Raw genomic sequence first — 25,948 nt, 5'->3', positions numbered from 1 at the left:
GAATCTCGCAGCGGAGCGCTCTCAAGGACGAAGTCCGTTCCTAAACAAAAGAGGAGCCCATCGGCTCCCCTTTTAATTCACTTAACGTATTCAGCTTATACTGTACCGAAGATCTTATCGCCTGCGTCGCCAAGACCAGGAACAATGTAGCCTTTGTCGTTTAGCTTCTCATCGATAGCTGCAGTAAATAGCTCAACATCTGGGTGAGCTTTTTCTAGCGCTTCGATCCCCTCAGGAGCAGCTACTAGTACCAGCACCTTGATTGACTTACAGCCTTTCTCTTTTAGCAGATCGATAGTCGCGATCATAGAGCCGCCTGTCGCTAGCATTGGGTCAACAACCAATGCGATACGCTCATCCATGTTCGATGCTAGTTTGTTAAAGTAAGGTACCGGTTCTAAAGTTTCTTCATCACGGTAGATACCAACAACACTGATACGTGCACTTGGCATATGCTCAAGAACGCCATCCATCATACCAAGACCTGCACGCAGGATTGGCACAACTGTTACCTTCTTACCTTTAATTTGGTCTACTTGTACTGGACCATTCCAACCTTCAATGGTTACTTTTTCTGTTTCAAAGTCTGCAGTCGCTTCATAAGTAAGTAGGCTACCAACTTCTGTTGCTAGCTCACGAAAGCGCTTAGTGCTGATGTCACCTTCTCTCATTAGACCAAGTTTGTGCTTAACAAGAGGGTGTTTTACTTCAACAACTTTCATTTCCATCTCCGGCTTATTTGGTGATTTTTAAACAAACCTCCAGATTATAAACGATTTCGTTCTCAATTTCTTGTTCTAAGACAAAAGAAAAAACTTGCGCAAACGTTTGCTATCTATGTTTATCCACTGGTAGAATAGCGCCGTTTTCATATCCAACTTTAAACCAGAGGACTTCCCTGTGAGTGCTGATAACACTTCTCTTAGCTACAAAGACGCTGGCGTTGACATCGATGCAGGCAATGCGCTTGTTGACCGTATTAAAGGTGCAGTAAAACGCACACGTCGCCCAGAAATAATGGGTGGTATTGGTGGTTTTGGCGCACTATGCGAACTGCCAACTAAATACAAGCAGCCAGTTCTTGTTTCAGGTACAGATGGCGTTGGTACTAAACTGCGCTTAGCTCTGGATATGAAAAAGCACGACACCATCGGTGTTGACTTAGTTGCTATGTGTGTAAACGATCTGATCGTTCAAGGTGCTGAGCCATTGTTCTTCTTAGATTACTACGCTACAGGCAAACTCGATGTGGATACTGCCGCTGACGTAGTCTCTGGTATCGCAGACGGCTGTGTACAAGCAGGTTGTGCGCTAATCGGTGGTGAAACGGCTGAAATGCCTGGCATGTACGAAGGCGAAGACTACGACGTTGCCGGCTTCTGCGTTGGCGTTGTTGAAAAAGAAGACGTTATCGACGGCACTAAAGTGGCAGCGGGTGATGCTCTGATTGCTGTCGGTTCAAGCGGTCCACATTCAAACGGTTACTCGTTGATCCGTAAGATTCTCGAAGTATCTGGCGCAGACAAAAACGAAGAACTAGCAGGCCGCACTATTGGTGAACACCTACTAGAACCAACCAAAATTTACATCAAATCAGCACTTAAGATGATTGAGAAGCACGATATCCATGCAATCTCTCACATCACAGGTGGTGGTTTCTGGGAAAACATCCCACGCGTTCTTCCAGAGGGCACTAAAGCAGTTGTCGATGGAAACAGCTGGGAATGGCCTGTTATCTTCAAATGGCTACAAGAAAAAGGCAACGTAACCACTCACGAAATGTACCGCACATTTAACTGTGGTGTTGGCCTTGTTGTTGCTCTACCAAAAGATCAAGCAGATGCTGCTGTGAAGCTTCTTCAGGATGAAGGTGAGAATGCATGGGTAATTGGCGAAATCGCAAACGCTGAAGCAGGCGAAGAACAAGTAGAGATCAAATAAGCATGAAGAGTATTGTTGTTTTAGTTTCAGGAAATGGCTCCAACTTACAGGCGATTATTGACGCATGTAACACCCAAATTACCGGTGGCCGAGTCACTGCCGTATTCTCTAACAAAGCAGGCGTCTATGCTTTAGAACGAGCAGAAAAAGCAGGTTCAGCGGCACATTTCCTTGATCCTAAAGCATTCGATACTCGTGATGCCTTTGACCATGAGTTGATGAAGCAGATCGATGAGTATCAACCTGATGTCATCGTGCTGGCGGGTTACATGCGCATCTTAAGTGGCGAATTCGTTCGTCACTATATGGGACGCATGATTAACATCCACCCTTCTCTATTGCCTAAATACCCTGGATTGAACACTTACCAACGTGCTATCCATGCCGGTGATGAAGAACACGGTACTAGCGTTCACTTTGTCACTGAGCAACTTGATGGTGGACCTGTGATTCTGCAAGCGAAAGTGCCTATTTTTGACGAAGATACGGTCGAGACACTGACTGAGCGTGTTCAAACTCAAGAACACCGTATTTACCCTATGGTGGTAAAATGGTTAGTGGAAGAGCGCTTGGTAATGAAAGATGAAAAAGAAGCCTACCTCGATGGTAAGCTGCTTGGAATCCACGGTCACGCAGAAGACTAATACTCTGCTAAACCCAATCAAATACAAAGACGAGCTCATGCTCGTCTTTTTTCTTTACGACTGTTAATCCTCTATTCATCTTCGCTACCTTATCCTGACAAAAATGACGGAGGTAACGTATGGATCTTAAAAGCCTACTCAATCAAGCCCTTAGCTCAGACATTGTCCAAAAAGGGCAACAGCAGCTTAAGCAGCAATCCAATTCAAACACTCTAAAGTCTTTAGGCGCAGGAGCCGTAGGTGGTGGCTTAGTGAGCCTATTAATGGGTTCGAAGAAGAGCAAAAAGATGGGTAAAAAAGTCGGCAAAAACGCACTAAAGATTGGTGGCGTCGCTGCGCTTGGTGCGTTGGCTTACAAAGTCTACAACGACTATCAAGCTAAGCAGCCTACTTCTTCTCCACAAGAAACATTTAATTCAAATGACAATATCCATAACGAGTTGATCATCAAGGCGATGATTGCCGCCGCTAAGGCTGACGGCCACGTCGATAATGAAGAGATGGAGCGCATTGAGTCCACTCTTACACAAGCTGGTGCCAACACCCAACTTCAGCAATTGATTCACAGCGAACTCAACAAGCCGCTCGACCCAGGTGAAATAGCAAGGCTTGCTCAATCACCACAGCAGGCCTCAGAGGTTTATCTTGCCTCTTTGATTGTAGTTGATGAACAAAACTTTATGGAAAAGGCTTATCTTCAAGAGCTCGCTAAGCAGCTCCAGCTTGCCCCTGAAATCACATTCCAGCTAGAGCAACAACTACAAACTGATTAATTTTGATTAGGTTTTGAACACGTCGTCATACGCTTTGCGTTAGGACAAGCTTACACTTTGAGTTTCCGCATTTGAGTGTGTATATTTGAGAGCAGTTATCATTTATCGGAGTGCAAGCCATGCAAGTATACGGCTGTTGTGAGTTAGTGCGCGAACTGTACGCACAAATAGGAAGCGGCGATCAAGCCTATATACCACAAGCTATTTCATGCGCAGTAAGAGCGTTAAACGAAATCGCTGCTGACGAATCTTTGCCTAAAGAGGCTCGTGAAAAAGCGGCATTTGCGGCGGCAAACTTGCTGATCTCAGATTTTGAGGATAAGTAATGAACTTAGCCAACTTTGAAACAATGGACCCTGTCATGCTGATGAGCATCGTCAACATGAAGCTACGCGATGACTTCGGCGGTGATTTAGACAAGCTTGTCACATTCTTTGATATTGATAAATCAGCGCTAGAAACTAAGTTAGCTTCTGCTGGTTTTGACTTTTTACCTGAAGCTGGGCAATTCCGCTGATCACAGCGTTATCAGATATTAAAAAACCGCCTCGCTGGCGGTTTTTTATTGAATGACGACTATTACTCTTCTTCGAAGAATTCATCTTCATCGTCAAGTTCAGCTTGCGCTGCTGCTGCACGTTTCGCTTCTTCGTAACGTGCTTTCTTCTCAGCTGCTTCTTGAGCCAGTCGCTCTTCACGTTCGACACGAACTTTACGCGCTTCGCCTTTACGCTCGTTACGTACAGCTTGGTTTTTAATGAAACCTGCTAGCTCTTTTTCAGCCCACTCTTGTGCTGCTAATTCAGTTTCAAAGCCAGTTTCACGTTTTGATACTGACGTTTTACGTGAAGTCACTTGGCGAGTGATCTCTGCACACCAACCGTTACGCTTTTCAGTGACACGAATGGCAAATTTTTTGTTGTTCGACATTTTCATTTCCTAAGGGATTCTAATGGAATATTGAGGGATTTAGCCATCCCTTGGCAAGCGCGGTATTAGAGCATAAAAGCTATCAAAACGCTGCAAGTATTTTGCGGAATACGTCTATCAGGAACGCTTCGCTACGAGATCGGGCTTCGCCCGCGAGAATCTAGAACGGGCTCCGCCCTTCGAGAGGTTTAATCTAGTGTTACATGAGTAGGTTTTGGTGCATGGTATTATGCACACTCTCATCCCGCGAAGCGATCCATAGGGCGCAGCCCGTTCCCGCTTCTCGATTCTCGATTCTAAAACAAGAAAGCGCAGACCTCTCGATCTGCGCTTAACATCTTATTTTATACTCTTAGCGTTTAGCCGATGTTTTTCCGTGCGTTTTGGAACATACGCATCCACGCACCGTTCTCGCCCCAACCTTCAGGAGACCAAGAGTTCGCTACTGTACGGAATACACGCTCAGGGTGCGGCATCATAATCGTTACACGACCATCTTGAGTTGTTAGACCTGTGATTGCGTTTGGTGAACCGTTCGGGTTGTTCGGGTATTGCTGAGTCGCATTGCCGTGGTTATCCACGTAACGAACCGAAACCATACCTGATGCTTCAATCGCGGCTAGGTGGTCAGCGTCACGTACTTCTACGCGACCTTCACCGTGAGAGACTGCGATTGGCATACGAGAACCTGCCATGCCATCGAAGAATACAGAGTCAGACTTCTGTACTTCGACTAAGCTGAAGCGAGCTTCAAAACGCTCAGATTCATTACGAACGAAGCGTGGCCACAGGTCTGCTCCAGGGATTAACTCTTTTAGGTTCGATAGCATCTGACAGCCGTTACACACACCTAGAGAGAAGGTATCTTCACGTTTGAAGAAGCCTTCAAACTGGTTGCGAGCTTGCTCGTTGAACAAGATAGACTTAGCCCAACCTTCACCTGCACCTAGCACGTCACCGTAAGAGAAGCCACCACAAGCCACTAGGCCTTGGTACTCTTCTAAAACAGCTTGACCCGTTAGAATGTCACTCATGTGAATATCTGTTGCTTCAAAACCTGCACGGTCAAAGGCTGCTGCCATTTCAACATGAGAGTTAACGCCCTGCTCACGCAGAACTGCCATCTTAGGCTTGGCACCTTTCGCGATGTAAGGAGCAGCGATATCTTCGTTTACGTCGAAGCTTAGCTTAACGTTTAGACCAGGGTCTGAGTTATCTTTCTTCGCTTCATGCTCTTGGTCTGCACATGCTGGGTTATCACGTAGACCTTGCATCTTATGCGTTGTCTCTGCCCAGATAGTACGCAGTTCAGTGCGGTTACGTTCTAGAACCACTGTCTCACCAGAAGTGATGACTAGCTCGTCAGATGCTTCTACAGAGCCGATTACGTGTGAGCACGCTTCTAGACCGTTTGCAGCAAGTGTAGAAAGAACAGCATCTAGATCATCATTCTTAACCTGAAGTACTGCACCGAGCTCTTCATTAAATAGAGCAGCTAGTGCATCTTCACCTAGGTTCGCAATATCTGCTTTAACGCCACAGTGACCCGCGAATGCCATTTCAGCAAGTGTTACGAACAGACCACCGTCACCCTTGTCGTGGTAAGCCACGACTTGGTCGTTCGCTACTAGAGTTTGAACACCTTCGTAGAAACCTTTTAGCTGCGCTGCGTTGTCTACGTCTGCTGGCTTATCACCAAGCTGCTTGTAAACCTGTGCTAGTGCTGTTGCGCCTAGACGGTTCTTACCGTTACCTAGGTCGATAAGAACTAGAGATGTGTCACCTAGTCCTTCCAAGGTTTCAGGGGTGCGAAGCTGAGGTGTGATTGTCTTACGTATATCTTCAACACGAGCAAACGCAGTGATGATTAGAGACAGCGGAGAAGTTACTTCTTTCTGCTCGCCGTTATCGATCCACTTAGTCTTCATCGACATTGAGTCTTTACCTACAGGGATAGTTAGACCAAGTGCTGGACATAGCTCTTCACCCACAGCTTTCACCGCTTCGTAAAGACCTGCATCTTCACCTGGGTGACCTGCTGGAGACATCCAGTTCGCAGACAGTTTAATATGTTTGATATCACCGATGTTTGTCGCTGCGATGTTCGTGATCGCCTCGCCCACCGCTAGACGAGCCGAAGCGCCAAAGTCTAGTAGCGCCACTGGCGTGCGCTCACCCATCGACATCGCTTCACCGTGGTACGTGTCGTAGCTTGCTGCTGTTACTGCGCAGTTTGCTACTGGAACCTGCCATGGGCCAACCATTTGGTCACGCGCCACCAGGCCAGTCACCGTGCGGTCACCGATAGTAATTAGGAATGTTTTCTCAGCAACTGTTGGTAGACGTAGCACGCGCTCTGCTGCTTCGTTTAACTCAATACCATCACAGTTAACTGCTGGGTTATTCGCTTTAAGTGTTTTTGCATCACGGTGCATCTTAGGCGTCTTACCTAGAAGCACATCCATTGGCATGTCGATTGGCGTGTTGTCGAAGTGTGAATCTTCAAGTTTCAGTTCACGCTCTTCCGTTGCCACACCTACTACAGCGTATGGTGCGCGCTCACGCTTACAGATCGCATCGAATACTTCCATGTTCTCTGGTGCAACCGCCATTACGTAACGCTCTTGAGATTCATTACACCAGATCTCAAGCGGGCTCATACCTGGTTCATCATTTGGTACATCACGTAGTTGGAAAATACCACCACGTTCGCCATCGTCTACCAGTTCTGGAAGTGCGTTAGAGATACCGCCGGCGCCAACATCGTGGATGAATGCGATTGGGTTAGCATCACCTAGCTGCCAACAACGGTCGATCACTTCCTGACAACGGCGTTCCATTTCTGGGTTTTCACGCTGTACTGAAGCAAAATCTAGATCTTCTGCTGATTGACCAGACGCCATTGAAGATGCCGCACCGCCACCTAGGCCGATGTTCATTGCAGGACCGCCAAGCACAATTAAGCTTGCACCGACCGGGATCTCTTTCTTCTGCACGTGCTCGTCACGGATGTTACCCATACCACCAGCAATCATGATTGGTTTGTGGTAACCACGAACCTCTTCACCAGCGTGAGAGTTCACTTTTTCTTCGTAAGTACGGAAGTAACCAAGTAGGTTTGGACGACCGAATTCGTTGTTGAACGCCGCGCCACCAAGTGGGCCTTCTAGCATGATATCTAGTGCGTTAACGATTCGACCCGGCTTACCGAAATCTGTTTCCCATGGCTGTTCAAAACCTGGAATACGTAGGTTAGAAGTTGTAAAGCCAACTAGACCGGCTTTTGGCTTACCGCCAATACCTGTTGCGCCTTCATCACGGATTTCACCACCAGAACCAGTTGATGCGCCCGGCCAAGGAGAGATAGCCGTTGGGTGGTTGTGCGTTTCCACCTTCATAAGAATATGTGCTTTCTCTTGGCTGTAACCGTATTGACGAGTTTCTGGATTCGGGAAGAAGCGACCCACATCAGAACCTACCATTACCGCTGCGTTATCTTTATATGCAGATAGCACGTTTTCTGGTGTCGTTGCGAAAGTGTTCTTGATCATCTTAAACAGAGACTTCTCTTGCTTAACACCGTCGATAGTCCAATCTGCGTTGAAGATCTTGTGACGACAGTGCTCTGAGTTCGCCTGTGCAAACATCATTAGCTCGATGTCGGTTGGGTTACGATCCAGTTTGTTTACGAACGCATCGTAAAGATATTCAATTTCATCGTCTGCGAGTGCAAGACCTAGGGTAACGTTTGCGTTTTCAAGTGAAGTACGGCCACCTTTAAGTAGATCAACATCTGCGACTGGCGCTGGCTCAGCAACCTGGAATAGCGCTTGTGCTGAAGCGAAATCAGTGAAGATAACTTCCATCATGCGATCGTGTAGGATCGCTTTAAGCTCAACCAACTGAAGCTCTGAAAGCTGTGCTGACGTTTCGATGTAATAAGCTGTACCGCGCTCTAAGCGAACGACTTTATCTAGACCACAGTTATTAGCAATGTCAGTCGATTTTGAAGACCAAGGCGAGATAGTACCAGGACGAGGAGTTGCAAGCAGAAGAAGACCTTCTGGCTCGCGCTCTTCACCATTTTCGTCAAAAGAAAGTGTTGGACCATAAGTTAGGAGTTTTTCTAGTTTCTCAACTTCAGACGCATCTAGGTCTGTCGTTAGATCAGCAAAGTGTGCAAACTCAGCGTAAATACCTGTTACAGGTAGGTCCAGTTCACGACAAAGCTCTAGAAGCTTGTTAACACGAAATTCAGATAGAGCTGGGGAGCCACGAAAAATTCTCATGCGCTTAGGTCTCTTATGCAATTGATTAAGGTGATATTGGAATAAATTCAGTGAGTTACTGCACTACTTCGAAGCTATTCACGAAATTCTGCCAAACCTATGCCGATTCCACCTCTTCACTTGCGAGCGCATTATATAGCAATTATTTTTGTGATGTAACACCAAAAGCAACCGTTTGCGTCATTTTTTTTGTCAATTTTGAATTACAACAAGATTAAGATTTTAACTACAGTTATCTCGCCTACTCACTGATTGGCTTGCCTTGTTATGACACTCTGCTATAAATGCCGTACTGGATGTATGAGATCGTCGTTAATGAAGAAGTATTATAAAAGTCACTTTATGTCACTGAGTCTGATTATGATTTCAGCCTTGTTGCTCTCAGGCTGCCAAATCGAATCAGAACCCAAAAGTGAACTCGACTTAATTAAAGAGCGTGGCGTGCTACGCGTAGGTACCCTAAACAACCAACTGTCATATTATATTGGTCCCGACGGCCCTGCTGGTCTCGACTATGAGTTAGCACGCGAATTCGCTAACGAGTTAGGTGTTCAGCTTGAGATGAAACCTGCTTACCGTATTTCTAGCCTCTACCCTGCTCTCGAAAAAGGTGAAATAGACATCATAGCGGCAGGGCTGAGTCAATCACCAGAACGTCTTAACAACTTCCGCCCAGGCCCTGCTTACTATTACGTAAGCCAACAAGTGGTGTATAAGAAAGGCAATTGGCGCCCCAGAAGCCTGAAACAACTACTCGCAAAGCAGGCTGAACTGATCGAAAAAAATCAGGGGCAAGATATCTTAAGCATTGTCGGTGACTCTCACTTTAATAAAACTCTTACAGATATTAAGACCCAGCATCCTGAGTTTTCCTATCACGTTGATCCCAATGCAGATGTTAATGATCTGCTTAAAGCCGTATCTAAAGGAGAGTTGAGATTCACAGTCGCAGATTCAGTAGAGGTATCACTCTCTCAGCGAATCTATCCCGATATCGCACTAGCGTTCGAACTGACAGAAGATCAGCCTATTTCATGGTTTTTACGTCCCTCTCAAGATGAAAGTCTGTACGGACTTTTAATTGAGTTTTTCGGTGCAATAAACCAATCCGGCCACCTTGCTTCTCTCGAAGAGAAATACATTGGCCATGTTGGCAGCTTTGATTATGTTGATACCCGCGCTTTTATTCGCGCTCTCGATTCTAAACTACCGAAATGGTCACCACTATTTAAAAAATATTCTGATGAATTTGACTGGCGCCTAGTTGCAGCCTTGGCTTACCAAGAATCTCATTGGAACCCTGTAGCAAAATCACCAACTGGGGTACGTGGGATGATGATGCTCACATTGCCAACAGCAAAAAGCGTTGGCGTTACCAATCGCCTCAATCCTGATCAGTCTGTGCGCGGTGGCGTGGAATATCTACGCCGGATGGTTGAACGCATCCCTGATTCAATCGAAGAACACGAAAAGATTTGGTTTGCTCTGGCTTCCTACAACGTGGGCTATGGTCATATGATGGATGCCAGACGTCTGACCAAGCGCCAAGGCGGTAACCCAGATGCGTGGTCAGATGTTAAAGATCGTCTGCCACTGCTGCGTCAGAAAAAGTATTACAGTCAAACGCGTTACGGATTCGCTCGTGGCGATGAGGCACGTAACTACGTTGAAAACATTCGCCGTTATTACCAAAGTATCATCGGTCATGTAGAGCAACAATCAGTCTCAAATGATGATGCCAGCATAGATGATTTAACCGTAATCCAAGTACCTGAAGCTTCTATCTCAGACGCGACATCGACTTCCGCAGCACAGCCCGCATTAGTAAATGAGAATACAGGCGAACAATAATCACCGGGAGCGCTATTTTGCTTAAAGATAGCGCTCTTGATTTCCCTTCAAATCGCCCACATATAATATCGTGTCGAAGATCACTTACGGACTTTCTTAAAATCGTAACAATGAGCAGGTATAAGACGTTAACCGTTTGAATATTTGTCGCCTTCGATTCCATTCGTGATTGATTTAGTTTTAACCATAATAGGAGGTTGTTTTATGGCTAGACGTAGAATGCAGTCAAAACGCCTTAATAAGACTGTTGCAGCAAACCGCCGAAAGCGTATGTTAAGCAACAACAAGAAAAAGGTGATTGCACGTCACCGCGCTTTTATGCAGTTAATCGCTGTATAATCCCCAAAGAGCAAACATCTTAATGAAGATGTTTGCTTGAAAGCTTACTCACCCTGTAGTTTCAGCTTTAGTTTTCTTGCCTTTTTACGCTGCGCTCTTTTCTCTTTACGACGACGTTTAAAGAATGTCTGAAGCTGAATACGGCACTCTTCTTCTAGCAAACCATACTCGACATCTGCATAGTGGTAAGCTGCTTGGTGCTCAAACAGATTTAACACAGTCCCCGCAGCTCCAGCTTTTAGATCGCGAGCGCCAAATACAACTCTCTTCACCCGGCTATGTAATAGCGCCCCAGCGCACATGGGGCATGGCTCTAGAGTGACATAAAGGGTAGTATCCAACAGCCGATAATTCTGCAACGCTTGGCCTGCTTTACGCAATGTCTGAATTTCAGCATGCGCCGTGGCATCGTGCTCACCTATCGACTGGTTCCAACCCTGTGCAATCACTTCACCATCTTTGACTAAAACAGCACCGACGGGCACTTCACCTTCCGCTTCGGCCCTCTCGGCAAGTTGCATAGCCATACGCATAAAGTGATGATCTTGTTCAGAAAATTTGGGGACTTCTTGCTCAATAGACACTATGTTTGCTCGCAGCATTAATTAGGGAGATGGATTATAGCGTTTCAAATCGAGTATAACAAAACGCCCAACATTTTAAGCTGGGCGTTGTTAATAGATAGTTCGGTAAGATTAAAAACCTAACGGCAAGCCAAAGGTAAAGAAACCAATCAATACTGCCGACCACAAAGTTAAGAAAGCGACCGAATAAGGCACCATAATGGCAATCACATCACCAAATGTCAGCTCAGGTTTGTACTTACGCATAAAGGCGAGAACAACACCGGCATAGCTCATCATTGGAGTAATGATGTTGGTGGAAGAATCAGCAACACGGTAAGCCGCAGTGACTAAATCTGGTGTCATATTCGGGTTAACCTGATACAGCATTGGAACGAAAATTGGACCAAGCAGCATCCATTTTGATGTTAGGCCACCAACGAACAAGTTAATCACAGCGGTGGTCAAAATAAAGCCAAGCAGCATTAACGCAGGGAACTGTTGAAGACCCAGTGACTGTAAGAAAGTCGCGCCTAGATAAGTCACATAAGTGCCCAAACCTGAGTAGCTAAGTAGCGCTAAGAAGTTGTAACAGAAGAAGGTTAGTACTAACACATAACCCATGGTGTTCATCTGCTTAACCATCGCAGTTACAACGTCTTGAAGCTTCTTGAATTTGCCAGTTGCAACACCAAAGCACAGACCAACAACAGCAAACACCAAAGAGATAAGAAGGATGATGTTATCTAGGTAAGGGGTTACCTCTTTACCAGCGTCATTGGTATAAGTCGCTAATGGACCAATCGCTAAGCCATAGATCGCTGCTAAAGTCGCTAATAGACCAACACCGGCCCAACGCAGACCTTTTTGCTCTTGCTTGGTAAGCTCAAACTCATCAAAGTTTACTTCCTCTGGAAGTTGATAAGTCATCTTTTCCAGACGAGGAGTGATAAAACGTGTGGTAACCCAAGCACCAACCACAGCGAGTAAGAAGGTTGACACTAAAACGAAGAAATAGTGCATCGTTGCAGGGTTAAGCTCTTCACCGTTGCGACCAACGAATGGGATGTTTTGTGACTCAGCAAAGATCTTAGCATTCACACCTAAAACAACATCAACTGGTGTTGCTGGTAGTAAGTTAGCGCTAAAGCCTGCTGATACACCAGCAAATGCCGCCGCCATACCAATGAGTGGGTTTTTGCCAAGACCTGCGTATAGAAGACCCGCCAAAGGAATCAGTACTAAGTAACCCGCATCAGCCGCAATGGAACTCATGATGCCAAGGAAGACAACCAGTAGTGGAAGTAAGCGGTCACTAATCTTTAGGCCGACCTTTTTGATGACTGCGGTTAAAAGTCCTGAGTTCTCCGCAATACCAACACCTAACATAACAATCAAGATAACGCCAAGTACGCCATGACCAAACGCTAGCCAGTTTTGCAGTAGAGCGTTCTCAAACATCCAACGGAAATTTTCCGCCGCTAACATGTTCTTAATCGAGAACTGAACCGCTTCCCCACCCTTGCCGATAGTTTCAAAGCTCACGCCATCCATTAATCCGGTAATAACCAGGGAAAGCGCAAACAAAAACATAAATATAATGACCGGATCTGGGATCTTCTTACCCGCTCTTTCGATGAACCCTATAACCCCTGAAGGCTTTACTTCAGGTGCTGCAATTTCACTCATAAATGACATCCTAAACTTTTAACTGAGTCACATTTAATAAATTGGTCGGGCACATTATCAAACAGAATATATGGTGTAAAACCACACTTATAAGAGTAAGTAATATAAAAAACTATCGTGAATAGTTATAACCAAACAAAAGGCCAAAGCGAAACATACAGATCTACTATTAATGTCACTTAATAGCCATTTAAAAGAATTTATAACCAATAAAAATTAATTTTAACAATTAAAGAAACCAGCATTAACCCATTTAGCAGACTTATATGCCACTCAAAAACAAAAGCCTCGCTAATTAGCGAGGCTTTATCATTTAGTGTTTGGTGACCAACAATTACATGGTGTAAGTGTATGGTGCTTGAATACCTAGCGGGATACCTAGCATCCAGTACGCAACTAGGAAGATAGACCAACCGATTAGCATTGCGATAGAGAATGGCATCATTAGTGAAGCAAGTGTACCGATACCGGTCGACTTCACATAACGCTGACAGTACACCACGACAAGTGGGAAGAAGACCATCAGAGGTGAAATGATGTTCGAAACAGAATCACCGACGCGGTAAGCCGCTTGAGACAATTCTGGTGAGATACCTACAGCCATTAGCATTGGAACTAGGATTGGGCCAATCAGAGCCCATTTCGCTGACGCAGAACCGATGAGAAGGTTAACTGCCGCTGTTAGAAGAATCATACCGATGATCGTTGCTTCACCAGGCAGGTTCATCGCTTTCAAGCCTTCAGCACCGTATAGCGCTAACAGAGTGCCAATGTTTGACTGAGCGAACGCTGATAGGAACTGAGCACAGAAGAACGACATTACGATATAAGCACCCATGGTAGACATAGTATCCGCCATCGCTTTGATAATATCGTTACTGGTTTTGAACGTACCCGACACTTTACCGTAAACGTAACCAGGGATGATAAACAGGATGAAGATCAATGGCACAATCGACTTCATAATTGGCGCTGAGAACGCTGTAATTTCACCGTCTGGAGAACGCAGTGCTGATGTTTCAGGGATTAAAGCTGCAACTAGCACAGCGATACCTGCAAGCATAGCCCAACCCGCGTAACGGAACGCTTTAGACTCTAGCTCAGTAAATGAACCTAGATCCGGTGCTTTTTCTGCATCTTCATCAACCGGTGTATTTGCTAAGCGAGGTTCAATGATTTTCTCTGTAACATACCAACCAATCGCTACGATGATTACTGAAGAGATACCCGTGAAGAAGATGTTAGCCAATGGGTTAACTACATACTCAGGGTCAAGTACCTGCGCTGCTGTTTGTGTGAAACCTGCTAACAGTGGGTCGATACCTGAAGGGATAAAGTTAGCAGAGAAACCGCCAGAGACACCAGCAAACGCCGCTGCGATACCCGCTAGAGGGTGACGGCCAGCTGCGTGGAAAATAATACCACCAAGAGGAATAACCAGTACGTAACCCGCATCTGCTGCAGTGTGCGATACAATTGCTACAAGGATCAGCATTGGTGTAAGTAGCTTAGCTGGTGTGAAGTTAAGCATTTTCTTAAGGCCAGTAGTAATGAAGCCAGAAGAGTCTGCGACACCCACACCTAGCATCGCAACAAGCACGATACCTAATGGCGCAAAGCCAGTAAAGGTTGTCACCATGTTCGCTAGAAAGCTTGCTAAAGATTCGCCAGTCAGAAGGTTGTTGATTGCAAGCGCTTCACCCGAACGTGGATTAATGAGATCGAACGTGAAGTTAGAAAGAAGGGCAGATGCACCCCATGTAATGATCAGTGCCCAAAAGAACAGAATAGCAGGATCCGGGATCTTGTTACCTGCTCGTTCAATAAAGTTAAGGAAGCGGTCCATACCACTAGGCTTTGGTGACGGAGCTTTATTAATTGCTTGGTTACTCATGGTAACTCCATATGTGATGTTGTTGCGGTAGACCTTTATGCATTTATTATGTCGGTCTATTTTTCACCACGTATTTTAGTGAATCCACTCTAATAAAGCACAACAATCTAGAGGTTTTTCCATAATTGGAGACATATTTTGCAAAAACGCCATCTACGTGCAACAAAGTAAAAACACAAACACTCGACATTACTAAACAATAATGAAACCAAAATGCAAAATATAACGTATGCAGGTTAGTAAAATAGATCTACCAATTCACAATATGAATCTATCTGCTTATAAATTCACCATGTTTTGCAATCATGGTGTTGAGCGTGACTTGTTGGGGCTTTCCTAAACGATCTTGCCAATGTGCAGTAATAGTAATGTGCTTTAGCGCCGAAGAAGCAGAGCTCGATGGCGTTGTGACCTTCCAAATAAGCTGATAAGGCGGGTGTGATTCTGAACCATTAGTGATCAACTCAAAATCCGCTACTGAAATTGCCGACAGAGTTGGATCCGCTTCACGTGTGCGAAACCACTCAAGTTTTTGTTCCATCAAATTCAGGCTTTCTAAACTCTTAACAGCAAAATCAGCACGTTGCTCGGTATACACTTGCATCTTTATCAACGCCAAACTGGCAATACCAATCAATAGCAAGGCAATCAGCACTTCCAGCAAACTAAAACCTTGCTGATTACTGCACATACCAACCTCCAGGATACCAAGTAAATACTTTGCGTCCCTGTACGGGATTGTTAGAAGAGAAGTAATCTAAATCATAAGAGCCTTTTAATACGGCTTCGCCTCCCTCGGCATCGAAGTGCATTCCGCCTTCCGGACGAAATGATCCATTATTAAAATACACCGTTTTATTACCAAGCCAAGTTTTGATCGAATTTTTAAAACTCACCTCATTCCAATATTCGCTAATACTCAGCTCACTAAAGTCGAGCGACGACATATCAACCAAATGATAAAAAGATCCCGCAAACACATTCGGCCCTGTTGCAGCAAAGATGCCATTTTCGACCACTAATGATGAAGGCCATGAGACGTTCAATAGCGTGGTTATCACGCAGTGTCCTTCGATCCATAACTTGTTGGCGGTTGGTGTCAAATAGGTATTAATAACATCGGCGCAGTTGTGCCCATCAGTCATCGTCGCTAACGAGATCACTTGATATTGCAGCTTAGCGAGCGCAATATTTTCAGCGCTTTTTTCCATATTGAAGTAGTTATTAAACGTACTAAGTTGTGAATCTTGCTGGTAATCGTTTTTAAACAGGTTGCCATGTTCAGATGTGCTTTGCTTGCTAGAAAGAGAGGTTTTGTATTCTGGTGCGCACTCGCCGTTAAATCCGCTGTAGGGGCCATTGCGCATAGGTGAGCGAGTCGACAGTGTACCTGTGCTTCCCTCTGCTTCGAACACTACTTTAGATAGATACCTCACTGCCACACACTCATAAAGGCCGTCAGATCTAACCTCTCTTGGAGCATCTGGTGCAATATTAATACTACCTATCAGACGCAAGTCAGCTCTCGATTGAATCGCGCCCATACCACTCACTTCGCGGTGATGAAAGCGTCGATTAATCCGATAGTTTTCACTATTGGCGTGTACAACGTAGCTATCTCCACTTAGCGGCTCAATATAGAGAGATTCTAGCTTCAAGTCTTGCTTGCACAAATCATCAAGTAAGGTGTTTGAAGCGGAAGAGAGCGCACTCAGTTTATCAGGGTACCTATGTATATAAGCATAAACGCACTCTATTCCCGCTTCCGACAACCAATGAGCTTTCCTTACCTTTATTTCATTTTGCGCTCTTTTAATTTGATAAAACAACACCTTGTAGCTCGTTAACCCCAAAACTAAAGTTGAAATAAGAAGTACAGATGTCACTAGTAGAGTCACCCACCCTTTTTCATCTACACGCCTCATTGCCAATTTCTCTCTAGAATGGTTATACCGGTTTGGTAAGAAATCCCACTGTCAGCAACAAGGTACGCGCTGATTGAAATAGTCACCATTGCCATCTCTGCCTCGCCGCCTTTAACTGTTTGACTATGTAGTGCAAAATCCGATACTGATATTTGTTTTGGGTTAAATACGTTAAAGCAAAAACCTCCTAGGCCGGATTTAGAGGCAGAGGAAACAGAAAGAGGCTCAACCGTGTGCTTCTCACATACCTTAAGCGAGTCTCCAAGGTTTGACACTTGTGATTCTTCACGCTTAAACACAACATTACGAAATGCCGATGTTCCCGATGAAGCGACACGGTAAACATACCCAACCAAACCAGGTTGTGTTTCTATATAAAGGTTTGAAGTTGCACCAGACAGCATGGCGGGAGAAGTAGCCACACCATTAAAGCCTGCCCGCTGAATATCCTCTTTGATTTGTAACATTGTGCTAGATAAATTCTGGGTTAGGAGCAACTGCTTTCCTCTGTGCGCCACTAGCTTTTGCCCACTAATAAACACCGAACCAATAGTACCTATCACGATAACCCCTATCAGCGAAGCAACAAGAAGTTCGACTAAGCTAGCTCCTGTTTGATGACTCTTATTCACACACAGGGAAACCATAGTCACTCTCACTAACGGCGCAAATCATAACTCGATTTCCAGCAAACGAACTTTTTAAGCGCAGTGCCAAGCTAACCTGATCTTTAGGGTAAAAGGTCAAGCTACCGTCTTTCACTCTACCTCGCGTTCCTTCGAATTTGATTTTATTGGCGGTATACGTCCAATCTAACTTTAAATCTTTAAACGACGAGCCTTGCAGGAGTAAGATTTTATTCCCCAAACCCAACGTATCAGAATCTGTCAATGTAAGTGCCCACTCATTAGCTAGGGCTGGATATGAGGAGAATGAAAAATGCGCCCATAAGTCACGGTTTCTCCACACAGCCTCGGAGCGAGCTTGGTTTAAAAAGCCGTTAAGCTCATTCGCTGCTCTCATCATTTGGCTATTTGCGCTAAGAGTGTGGAAGCTTGGTGCGGCCACCGAGAGCAAAACTCCTAATACAATGATCGAGATGAGCAGCTCTAACAAAGTAAACCCGCGAGACATTTCCCAAATTCCTATGCAAAGTCCAATGAAAAGAAATTTCCGACTTGATGACATGCTAACAGCTTAGAAAAATAGGTTTAAAATCAGATAGGAAGCATTCGAAATGATTCGAAAAATATTATGTAATTCAAGAAAAAATAAACTAGAAGCAATGACGCTGATCGAACTACTACTCACCGTCGCCATCATCTCAATACTCGCAGCCGTGGCTTACCCAAGCTATCAAAGTCATAGTCTGAAAGCACATCGAACCACTGCTATCGCTGACATGGTAAAAATACAGCTAGAATTAGAGCGTCAATATCAAGCGAGTTATCAATCGGCAGCAAGTTCAGTGCTTTATGGTGGCGTTTGTAGTTTTTGTATCCTAGACAGCGCACAGTTCGGCATTACCATATCTGCATCCAAATCTAGCTATACCATCAAAGCCCAGCCGTTAGGATCTCAGCTAAATGATCGCTGTGGTGGCAACAGCTACAACCAATTAACCTTAAACCAATTGGGTGAAATGCAACCGGAAAGCTGCTGGCAATAAAAAAGCCTGCTTCGTTGCAGGCTTTTCCTAAATCGTAATGTTGAATTAACTTGTTAAGTCATCGAAGAATTTCTTCACACCATTGAAGAAGCCTTCAGATTTTGGTTTGTGCTTAGTTGCCGCTTCACCGCCACAAGACTCTTCAAACTCCTTAAGAAGCTCTTTTTGACGAGCGCTTAAGTTCACAGGTGTTTCCACAACGAGTTTAACGATTAGATCACCAATACCACCGCCTCGAACACCTTTCACACCTTTACCACGCATGCGGAACATACGACCAGTTTGCGTCTCAGTCGGAACTTTAAGATTCACACGGCCATCGAGTGTTGGAACTTCGATTTCTCCGCCAAGCGCAGCCATAGCAAAGCTTACTGGTACTTCACAGTAGAGGTTGTTGCCGTCACGCTCAAAAATATGGTGTTCTTTGACATGGACCTGTACATACAAATCACCCGCTGGAGCGCCATGCTCTCCCGCTTCACCTTCACCTGATAGACGAATACGATCGCCAGTATCTACGCCAGCTGGGATCTTAACGTTAAGTGTTTTAGTCTTCTGCTTACGGCCTTGACCATGGCACACGTTACAAGGATCTTTAATGATTTTGCCTTTACCGTGACAGGTAGGACAAGTTTGTTGCACCGCAAAGAAGCCTTGACGCATCTGTACTTGACCATGTCCATGACAAGTCCCACACGTTTCAGCTGAAGTGCCTTTTTTCGCACCGCTACCTTCACAGCTATCACAATGAACCAGTGTCGGGACTTCAATTTCTTTAGAGACACCGCGAACCGCTTCTTCAAGCGATAGTTCCATGTTGTAACGAAGGTCAGCACCACGCTGTGCACGGTGACCACCACCGCCACCACGACGACCTCCACCGAAGATATCACCGAATACATCGCCAAAGATGTCGCCGAAATCAGCGCCGCCGCCACCGAAGCCACCACCACCCATGCCGCCTTGTTCAAAGGCTGCGTGACCATATTGGTCGTAAGCAGCTTTCTTTTGCGGATCAAGAAGAATTTCGTACGCTTCTTTTACTTCTTTAAACTTTTCTGCTGCGCTGTCATCACCCTGATTACGGTCTGGGTGGAATTTCATCGCTAGGCGCTTGTAGGCCTTTTTAATATCACGCTCTGATGCATCGCGGCTTACGCCTAATACTTCGTAAAAATCACGTTTTGACATGTTCTTCGTCACCACTGTAGTACTGCAAACGGGAGACGCTTGTCTCACCGCTTGGTGTTTGTATCATTCTAGATAAAGATTCGAGATTCGAGATTCGAGATTCGAGATTCGAGATTCGAGATTCGAGAACCATTATCTAGACTGACATCTTAGTTACAAACATACGGGCGTATGAGTTTCCTCAAACGCCCGTAAGAAATTAAATTAAGTATGTCGAATCAAGAATTACTTCTTGCCGTCTTCCTTAACTTCTTCAAACTCAGCATCAACTACGTCGTCTTGAGGCTGGGCTTGTTCTGCACCAGCTTCAGCGCCTTGCTGTGCTTGAGCTTGCTGTTGAGCGATTTCCATTAGCTTTTGAGCTGCAGCCATAAGTGCTTGAACTTTAGCGTCGATCGCTTCTTTGTCTTCACCCTTACGTGCTTCTTCTAGCTCAGAGATAGCTGCTTCAATCTTCTCTTTCTCGTCCGCTGGAAGTGCATCACCTGCTTCTTCCACTTGCTTGCGAGTACCGTGAATCATTTGGTCAGCTTGGTTACGTGCAGTTGCTAGCTCTTCGAACTTCTTGTCCGCTTCTTTGTTAGCTTCTGCTTCTTGTACCATTTTCTCGATATCTTCGTCGCTTAGACCGCCAGAAGCTTGGATAGTGATCTTCTGCTCTTTACCAGTCGACTTATCTTTCGCTGATACGTGTAGGATACCGTCCGCATCTAGGTCGAAAGTAACTTCGATTTGAGGCATACCACGTGGTGCTGGCTGAATACCTTCTAGGTTAAATTGACCTAGAGACTTGTTGTACATCGCCTGCTTACGCTCACCTTGAAGAACGTGGATAGTTACCGCATTCTGGTTGTCTTCTGCTGTAGAGAAAACTTGGTTCGCTTTCGTTGGGATAGTTGTGTTCTTCTCAACTAGCTTAGTCATTACGCCGCCCATAGTCTCAATACCTAGAGACAGAGGAGTAACGTCTAGTAGAAGTACGTCTTTCACATCACCCGCAAGTACACCACCTTGAACTGCAGCACCCATTGCTACTGCTTCATCAGGGTTAACGTCTTTACGAGCATCTTTACCGAAGAACTCAGCAACTTTCGCTTGAACCATAGGCATACGAGTCTGACCACCAACTAGGATAACGTCAGTGATGTCGTTTACCGATAGGTCTGCGTCAGCTAGAGCAACTTTTAGTGGCTCAAGAGAGCGTTGAACTAGGTCTTCAACTAGAGATTCTAGTTTCGCACGAGTCACTTTTACGTTCATGTGCTTAGGACCAGTTGCATCTGCAGTTACGTAAGGTAGGTTTACGTCGGTTTGAGAAGTAGAAGAAAGCTCAATTTTCGCTTTTTCTGCTGCTTCTTTAACACGCTGCATTGCTAGAGGATCGTTCTTAAGATCGATACCTTGCTCTTTCTTAAACTCTTCAACTAGGTAGTTGATCATGCGGTTATCGAAGTCTTCACCACCTAAGTGAGTATCACCGTTAGTTGCTAGTACTTCGAAAGTTTTCTCGCCTTCAACTTCATCAATCTCGATGATAGAGATATCGAATGTACCACCACCAAGGTCGTATACAGCGATAGTGCGGTCACCGCCTTGCTTGTCTAGACCGTATGCTAAAGCAGCAGCTGTTGGTTCGTTGATGATACGTTTAACTTCTAGACCTGCGATACGGCCAGCATCTTTAGTTGCTTGACGCTGAGCATCGTTAAAGTAAGCAGGTACTGTGATAACTGCACCAGTTACTTCCTCACCAAGGAAATCTTCTGCAGTTTTCTTCATTTTCTTTAGGATTTCAGCAGAAACCTGAGGAGCTGCCATTTTCTGGCCTTGTGCTTCAACCCAAGCATCACCATTGTCAGCCTTAACAATTTTGTAAGGCATGATTTCGATATCACGCTGTACTTCTTCGTCTTCGAAACGACGACCAATAAGACGCTTAATTGCAAATAGCGTGTTTGTTGGGTTAGTAACTGCTTGACGTTTTGCAGGTTGACCTACTAGCGTTTCACCGTCTGTGTAACCAATTACCGATGCAGTGGTGCGCTCACCCTCTGCGTTTTCAATTACACGTGGTTTGTCGCCGTCTAGTACAGCGACACATGAGTTAGTAGTACCTAAGTCAATACCAATGATTTTACCCATCAGGCTATCTCCGAATAAATTTCTATTTTCGTTTTGCTATATCCCCTATGTGGGGATGGAGAATCGGGTTTGCAACCCTTGCTCACAAACAAAAATAATGATGTTTGCTTCTCTATGCCCAATAGATAAGGGCGGCAAATGGCTTTTCAAGGGAGGCAGTGAAAAAAAGTTAAAAAAGATTGGCAGATAACTTCGAGAAATACCCTACTCACTCATTCTTCGCTCTATGAAATGACAATAATCGCATCTCCAGTGTTGATTACCTCACAAGCAAGAAAACAAAAAAGCGAACCCTAAGGCTCGCTTTCAATTTCCGACACTTTAAAGATTAAGCATTCGCTTGAGCTGGTTTCGCTTCTACTTCAATTTCTTCTTTGCCGATTTCACCTTCAGATTTAGCAACAATAGTGTTGACTGCGGTATCGCCTACTACGTTAGAAGATGTACAGAACATATCGTTGATACGGTCAACAGCAGCGATGATTGCCAGACCTTCTGGTGGAAGACCTAATTGGTGAAGAAGAACGCCGACCATTACAACGCCGCCACCCGGAACGCCACCCGCACCGATAGATAGCAGAAGGATGGTAAGACCCAGAGTGAATACGTCTGCCGTGTTGATAGGCTGACCAAATGCGTTCGCCACGAAGATAGTCGCTAGTGCAATGTAGATAGATACACCTGACATGTTCATTGTTGCACCTAGTGGTACACCAAAGCCTGCTACTGACTTAGATACTTTTAGCTTCTCAGTCAAAGTGCGCATTGTAACAGGGATAGTCGCGTTCGAGCTTGCTGTTGATAGAGAGAATAGGATCTGCTCACGCGTTGCACGTAGGAACGTCTTTGGAGAAGTACCCGTTGCAACTCCTACCGCCATTGGATAGAAGAAGAAAATCCAGAAAACTAGCATTGATACAACGAGTGCTACGTAGCCTGCTACAGACATCAGCGTATTTGCGTCAAGTGTTGCACCTAGTTGAATCATCAGCGCGAACACACCAAATGGTGCTAGGCTCATCACTAGACCAACTAGCTTCATCATGATTTCGTTTGCCATCTTGAACGTACGGATAGCTGGGCCGCCGCGTGAGTCAAGCGCTTGAATTGCTAGGCCAGTCAGGATAGCCATAAAGATGATTTGTAGCATGTCACCGTTAGCGAACGCCTGAACAGGGTTGCTTGGTACAATGTTTACTACTAGTGAGAAGATGTCTGGTGTTTCAGTGGTCGTTAGTTTAACAGTCTCTGAAATTGTACCTGCTAAGTTCGCGTCAGCGCCCGGTTGGAAGATAAGACCAACAGTCAGTGCAGCGGTAATCGCGATGATGGTGTTAATAATGTATAGAGCAAAGGTTTTACCACCAAGACGTCCAAATGCAGTGATGTCTTTCAAATCAACAATACCACACACAATTGAAACATAGACCAAAGGTACAACAAGTAACTTGATCAGTGATACAAACATACCGCCTGCGCCTTCCGCAGCCCCTAGAAGGTAAGTATCAAAGATTGCAATCCCGCTGAAAAGGTACTGAATCGCAGTACCAATTAGTAGACCAGCAAACAAGCCTACAAAAATCTTGCTTGAAAGCGATTTATCCATCATCCATCTCCAGAATGTTGTGTTCTTAAATTATGGTTTTATAGTTTATTCCGCCACTATTTACGACGGAGTTCGCACATAATACACACAAAGGTTACAAAATAAAGACTTTGTTTACGATAATGTTACAAGTTTCAAATCAGAAATTAATTTTCAGTTAAAGTTCATCACAAGAATAATTCACCAAATCAATTAGTTATTGACAACATACAAATCCAGCCCGGAAGGATAAAAAAAGAGAGGCTTAAGCCTCTCTTGTGTTTAAAACATCTTGTATGCGCAAATTATTTAGCGACCATCACCATGGCTGGGCGAACAACACGTCCGTTTAGCTCATAACCTTTTTGCATCACGAACATCACTGTGTTTGACTCATGATCAGGGCTTTCTTGAATTGACATCGCTTGATGCATTTCAGGGTTGAACGCTTCACCTTCAGGATTGATCTCTTTAAGACCAAACTTAGAAACGGTGTCAACAAACGTTTTGTGGGTTAGTTCAACACCTTCTAGTAGTGGCTTCACAACCTCACTCTCAGTATCAGCAGCCTGAATCGCACGCTCTAGGTTGTCGATCACTGGAAGTAACTCTTCAGCAAACTTGTTTAGCGCATATTTACGAGCTTTGTCGATTTCTGTTTCGGTACGGCGGCGCATGTTTTCAACTTCCGCCTTAGCGCGTAAAACACCATCTTGCTGTTCTTGAATTCTCGCTTCGCTAGTCAGCAGCGCGGCTTCTAATTGAGCAATCTTAGCGTCTTTCTCATCACCAATTTCTTCAAGTTCAGCCTCTGCATCTTGAGCTGTCGCCTCAACTTTCTCTGCCTCTTCGATGATTTGATCCAGCTCTTCTTCTGTAACTTTGTTTTCTTCGTTGCTCATGATATCTCCAGAATTGTTCATCATTGGTCCCCAACACATCACGTTTATCGTATTGGGATACACAAAAATTCGCATAAATAGCTAACTTGCCATTATTATGGGGATGAAGATTGTCGAATCAAGCCTATTTGGTGCGGAAAACCTATGAAAAAACCTTTTGAAGTGATCGCCATCATTGGTAAACCAAGAGATCAGCAAGCTATAGCCACTCATCGAGAGCTCTATACCTGGCTTCAAAGTGAAGGTTACAAAGTGTATATCGACGATAGACTGTGCGAAATCTTAGATGACATTCCTAAAGATGATTTTGCCAGTCTGATTCAACTTGGTCGTATTGCGGATCTAGCCATCGTTGTGGGTGGTGACGGCAACATGCTTGGTGCAGCGCGAGTCCTATCACGTTTTGATATCTCGGTTATCGGTGTGAATCGCGGCAACCTGGGTTTCTTGACTGATTTAAACCCTGAAGATTTCCAAACGGCGTTATCGGCGGTGTTAAACGGCGAGTTCATTGAAGAAGAGCGCTTCTTGCTTGAGGCAGAGATCCATCGACACGGGCAGGTTAAAAGCCATAATGCAGCCCTAAATGAAGCAGTACTTCACCCAGGGCAAGTCGCCCATATGATCGAATTTGAAGTTTATATCGATGATAGTTTCGCGTTTTCTCTTCGTGCTGATGGGTTAATCATCTCGACACCAACAGGTTCTACGGCCTACTCTCTCTCTGGTGGAGGCCCTATTTTGTCACCAAGCTTAAATGCTATTTCACTTGTACCTATGTTCCCGCACACGCTTTCTAGTCGGCCACTGGTTGTAGACAGTAAGCGCCACATCAAACTGATTGTCTCACCAGATAATCGCGGCACACAAGAAGTCGGCTGTGATGGTCAAGTTTCACTACCCGTTTCACCTGGCGATGAAGTCCACATCTACCAAAGCCCAAATGTACTTAAGCTAATACACCCGAAAGATTACAGCTATTACCATGTCCTGAGAAACAAATTGGGCTGGTCGAGTCGGTTGTTTTAAGAACTTAGTAAGTAATGACAGAACAAAATACAATGTTCTGTCATTACTGAGATGGAGGAACGACAGAGTCAGGAATCTCTCAAAGAGAGTCGTATAAGTTCCCCCAATTACGATTGGTTTCATTGATTAATCTCCCTTTCCATTCTCGTTTCCATTTTTTCATCTGTTTCTCTCTCACAATGGCGTCTTTGATATCAAGATAAAGCTCATAGTGGACTAAACGGTCAATGTTATACCGCTTCTACACTACCATTTTTGTGCTGCCATACCCGCGCTTTTAGATTACTAGTGACGCCAATGTACAAACAACTACCGGACTGGTTAGCCAGTATGTATATAGCAGGTTGTTTCACATGGACTCCTTCGCCTAACCCCACGCTCCATCAATAATAGATGGACTCTCTGAATAAAAAGTTTGAAAAAAGAACCATTAAGCCAAGCCGTTGCGAGATTCCCTACTCACTCCTTCGTCGCTCTATGGAATGACAATAAACTCCTCCTACAAGGTTTAGACCCTCTTCAAAAAATTCTAAATACAATCTTTACTGTATAAAGAAACAGTATATACTGTTTTCTTATACAGTATTGTTCA

Annotated in this window: 24 protein-coding genes; 9 read left to right on the top strand and 15 right to left on the bottom strand. The window is 44.8% G+C overall.

The genetic code is table 11. The features are described 5' to 3' along the window. Window positions 1-95: 95 nt before the first annotated feature. Window positions 96-722 carry a uracil phosphoribosyltransferase gene (upp, locus tag APB76_RS16840; RefSeq protein ID WP_054961259.1) on the bottom strand — a complete coding sequence of 209 codons (627 nt, stop codon included), beginning with the start codon at window positions 720-722 and terminating at the stop codon, window positions 96-98. Window positions 723-900: 178 nt separating this feature from the next. Here upp and purM point away from each other — a divergent pair, with 178 nt between their 5' ends. The 5 genes from purM to APB76_RS16815 all read left to right on the top strand — a co-directional run bounded on the left by purM (window position 901) and on the right by APB76_RS16815 (window position 3,875). Further along, window positions 901-1,941 carry a phosphoribosylformylglycinamidine cyclo-ligase gene (purM, locus tag APB76_RS16835; protein ID WP_054961258.1) on the top strand — a complete coding sequence of 347 codons (1,041 nt, stop codon included), beginning with the start codon at window positions 901-903 and terminating at the stop codon, window positions 1,939-1,941. A 2-nt stretch (window positions 1,942-1,943) separates the two neighbouring features. Then, window positions 1,944-2,585, top strand: a complete 642-nt coding sequence (gene purN, locus APB76_RS16830; RefSeq protein WP_004742989.1) for a phosphoribosylglycinamide formyltransferase — start codon at window positions 1,944-1,946, stop codon at window positions 2,583-2,585. A 119-nt stretch (window positions 2,586-2,704) separates the two neighbouring features. Further along, window positions 2,705-3,358 carry a tellurite resistance TerB family protein gene (locus APB76_RS16825; protein ID WP_049846578.1) on the top strand — a complete coding sequence of 218 codons (654 nt, stop codon included), beginning with the start codon at window positions 2,705-2,707 and terminating at the stop codon, window positions 3,356-3,358. 119 nt (window positions 3,359-3,477) lie between these two features. Then, window positions 3,478-3,684, top strand: a complete 207-nt coding sequence (locus APB76_RS16820) for a YaeP family protein (protein ID WP_049846577.1) — start codon at window positions 3,478-3,480, stop codon at window positions 3,682-3,684. After that, complete coding sequence (locus APB76_RS16815; RefSeq protein WP_049846576.1) at window positions 3,684-3,875, top strand: DUF4250 domain-containing protein; 192 nt, start codon at window positions 3,684-3,686, stop codon at window positions 3,873-3,875. Before APB76_RS16820 ends, APB76_RS16815 begins: the two co-directional genes overlap by 1 nt. A 62-nt stretch (window positions 3,876-3,937) precedes the next feature. On the opposite strand, the gene APB76_RS16810 is transcribed toward APB76_RS16815, so the two are convergent. Next, entirely contained in the window at window positions 3,938-4,288 is a 351-nt protein-coding gene (locus APB76_RS16810; protein ID WP_054961257.1) for a DUF3622 domain-containing protein, read from the bottom strand. Between the two features lie 359 nt (window positions 4,289-4,647). After that, window positions 4,648-8,577, bottom strand: a complete 3,930-nt coding sequence (gene purL / locus APB76_RS16805; RefSeq protein ID WP_054961256.1) for a phosphoribosylformylglycinamidine synthase — start codon at window positions 8,575-8,577, stop codon at window positions 4,648-4,650. A 315-nt stretch (window positions 8,578-8,892) separates the two neighbouring features. Between purL and mltF the strand changes: the two genes are divergently transcribed. Together mltF and APB76_RS23430 are read left to right on the top strand one after the other, a co-directional pair. After that, window positions 8,893-10,428, top strand: coding sequence for a membrane-bound lytic murein transglycosylase MltF (gene mltF / locus APB76_RS16800; RefSeq protein ID WP_054961255.1), 1,536 nt, complete (start codon window positions 8,893-8,895; stop codon window positions 10,426-10,428). Window positions 10,429-10,632: 204 nt separating this feature from the next. Then, the gene (locus tag APB76_RS23430) at window positions 10,633-10,767 is read left to right on the top strand and encodes a hypothetical protein (RefSeq protein WP_268808193.1); all 135 of its coding nucleotides are present in this window, start codon (window positions 10,633-10,635) and stop codon (window positions 10,765-10,767) included. Between the two features lie 44 nt (window positions 10,768-10,811). Here APB76_RS23430 and tadA read toward each other — a convergent pair whose 3' ends face one another. From tadA to APB76_RS16765, 7 genes are all read right to left on the bottom strand, one after another. Continuing rightward, complete coding sequence (gene tadA / locus APB76_RS16795; RefSeq protein WP_054961445.1) at window positions 10,812-11,351, bottom strand: tRNA adenosine(34) deaminase TadA; 540 nt, start codon at window positions 11,349-11,351, stop codon at window positions 10,812-10,814. Window positions 11,352-11,462: 111 nt separating this feature from the next. Beyond that, window positions 11,463-13,019 (bottom strand): AbgT family transporter, encoded by a 1,557-nt coding sequence (locus tag APB76_RS16790; RefSeq protein WP_054961254.1) that lies wholly within the window; start codon window positions 13,017-13,019, stop codon window positions 11,463-11,465. Between the two features lie 334 nt (window positions 13,020-13,353). Further along, window positions 13,354-14,913 carry an AbgT family transporter gene (locus APB76_RS16785; protein WP_049846570.1) on the bottom strand — a complete coding sequence of 520 codons (1,560 nt, stop codon included), beginning with the start codon at window positions 14,911-14,913 and terminating at the stop codon, window positions 13,354-13,356. A 271-nt stretch (window positions 14,914-15,184) separates the two neighbouring features. Further along, the gene (locus APB76_RS16780; protein WP_054961253.1) at window positions 15,185-15,604 is read right to left on the bottom strand and encodes a prepilin-type N-terminal cleavage/methylation domain-containing protein; all 420 of its coding nucleotides are present in this window, start codon (window positions 15,602-15,604) and stop codon (window positions 15,185-15,187) included. Beyond that, window positions 15,594-16,838: a hypothetical protein gene (locus tag APB76_RS16775; RefSeq protein WP_054961252.1), complete on the bottom strand. Its 1,245-nt coding sequence runs from the start codon at window positions 16,836-16,838 to the stop codon at window positions 15,594-15,596. Before APB76_RS16775 ends, APB76_RS16780 begins: the two co-directional genes overlap by 11 nt. Then, a complete protein-coding gene (locus tag APB76_RS16770; protein ID WP_235431370.1) occupies window positions 16,835-17,470 on the bottom strand; it encodes a PilW family protein in 636 nt (211 codons plus the stop codon). The genes APB76_RS16775 and APB76_RS16770 overlap by 4 nt, the downstream gene beginning before the upstream one ends. Then, window positions 17,463-17,972 carry a GspH/FimT family pseudopilin gene (locus tag APB76_RS16765; protein WP_054961251.1) on the bottom strand — a complete coding sequence of 170 codons (510 nt, stop codon included), beginning with the start codon at window positions 17,970-17,972 and terminating at the stop codon, window positions 17,463-17,465. The genes APB76_RS16770 and APB76_RS16765 overlap by 8 nt, the downstream gene beginning before the upstream one ends. A 103-nt stretch (window positions 17,973-18,075) precedes the next feature. On the opposite strand from APB76_RS16765, the gene APB76_RS16760 reads away from it, so the two are divergent. Continuing rightward, a complete protein-coding gene (locus tag APB76_RS16760; protein WP_054961250.1) occupies window positions 18,076-18,507 on the top strand; it encodes a type IV pilin protein in 432 nt (143 codons plus the stop codon). 45 nt (window positions 18,508-18,552) lie between these two features. Here the strand turns inward: APB76_RS16760 and dnaJ are convergent, their stop codons facing one another. The 4 genes from dnaJ to grpE all read right to left on the bottom strand — a co-directional run bounded on the left by dnaJ (window position 18,553) and on the right by grpE (window position 24,327). After that, window positions 18,553-19,698, bottom strand: a complete 1,146-nt coding sequence (gene dnaJ, locus APB76_RS16755; protein WP_049846564.1) for a molecular chaperone DnaJ — start codon at window positions 19,696-19,698, stop codon at window positions 18,553-18,555. Window positions 19,699-19,923: 225 nt separating this feature from the next. Further along, window positions 19,924-21,840: a molecular chaperone DnaK gene (gene dnaK / locus APB76_RS16750; RefSeq protein WP_049846563.1), complete on the bottom strand. Its 1,917-nt coding sequence runs from the start codon at window positions 21,838-21,840 to the stop codon at window positions 19,924-19,926. A gap of 328 nt (window positions 21,841-22,168) precedes the next feature. Further along, window positions 22,169-23,446, bottom strand: coding sequence for a dicarboxylate/amino acid:cation symporter (locus APB76_RS16745; RefSeq protein ID WP_049846562.1), 1,278 nt, complete (start codon window positions 23,444-23,446; stop codon window positions 22,169-22,171). Window positions 23,447-23,730: 284 nt separating this feature from the next. After that, window positions 23,731-24,327 carry a nucleotide exchange factor GrpE gene (gene grpE, locus APB76_RS16740; RefSeq protein WP_049846996.1) on the bottom strand — a complete coding sequence of 199 codons (597 nt, stop codon included), beginning with the start codon at window positions 24,325-24,327 and terminating at the stop codon, window positions 23,731-23,733. Window positions 24,328-24,471: 144 nt separating this feature from the next. On the opposite strand from grpE, the gene nadK reads away from it, so the two are divergent. Further along, a complete protein-coding gene (gene nadK, locus APB76_RS16735; RefSeq protein WP_049846561.1) occupies window positions 24,472-25,356 on the top strand; it encodes an NAD(+) kinase in 885 nt (294 codons plus the stop codon). A gap of 230 nt (window positions 25,357-25,586) precedes the next feature. Here the strand turns inward: nadK and APB76_RS23500 are convergent, their stop codons facing one another. Further along, window positions 25,587-25,709, bottom strand: a complete 123-nt coding sequence (locus APB76_RS23500) for a GIY-YIG nuclease family protein (RefSeq protein ID WP_330220431.1) — start codon at window positions 25,707-25,709, stop codon at window positions 25,587-25,589. Window positions 25,710-25,948 lie beyond the last annotated feature (239 nt).

This window comes from Vibrio bivalvicida (genome assembly GCF_001399455.2).
Lineage (GTDB): Bacteria > Pseudomonadota > Gammaproteobacteria > Enterobacterales > Vibrionaceae > Vibrio > Vibrio bivalvicida.
This window is presented reverse-complemented; position numbering and strand designations above follow the sequence as displayed.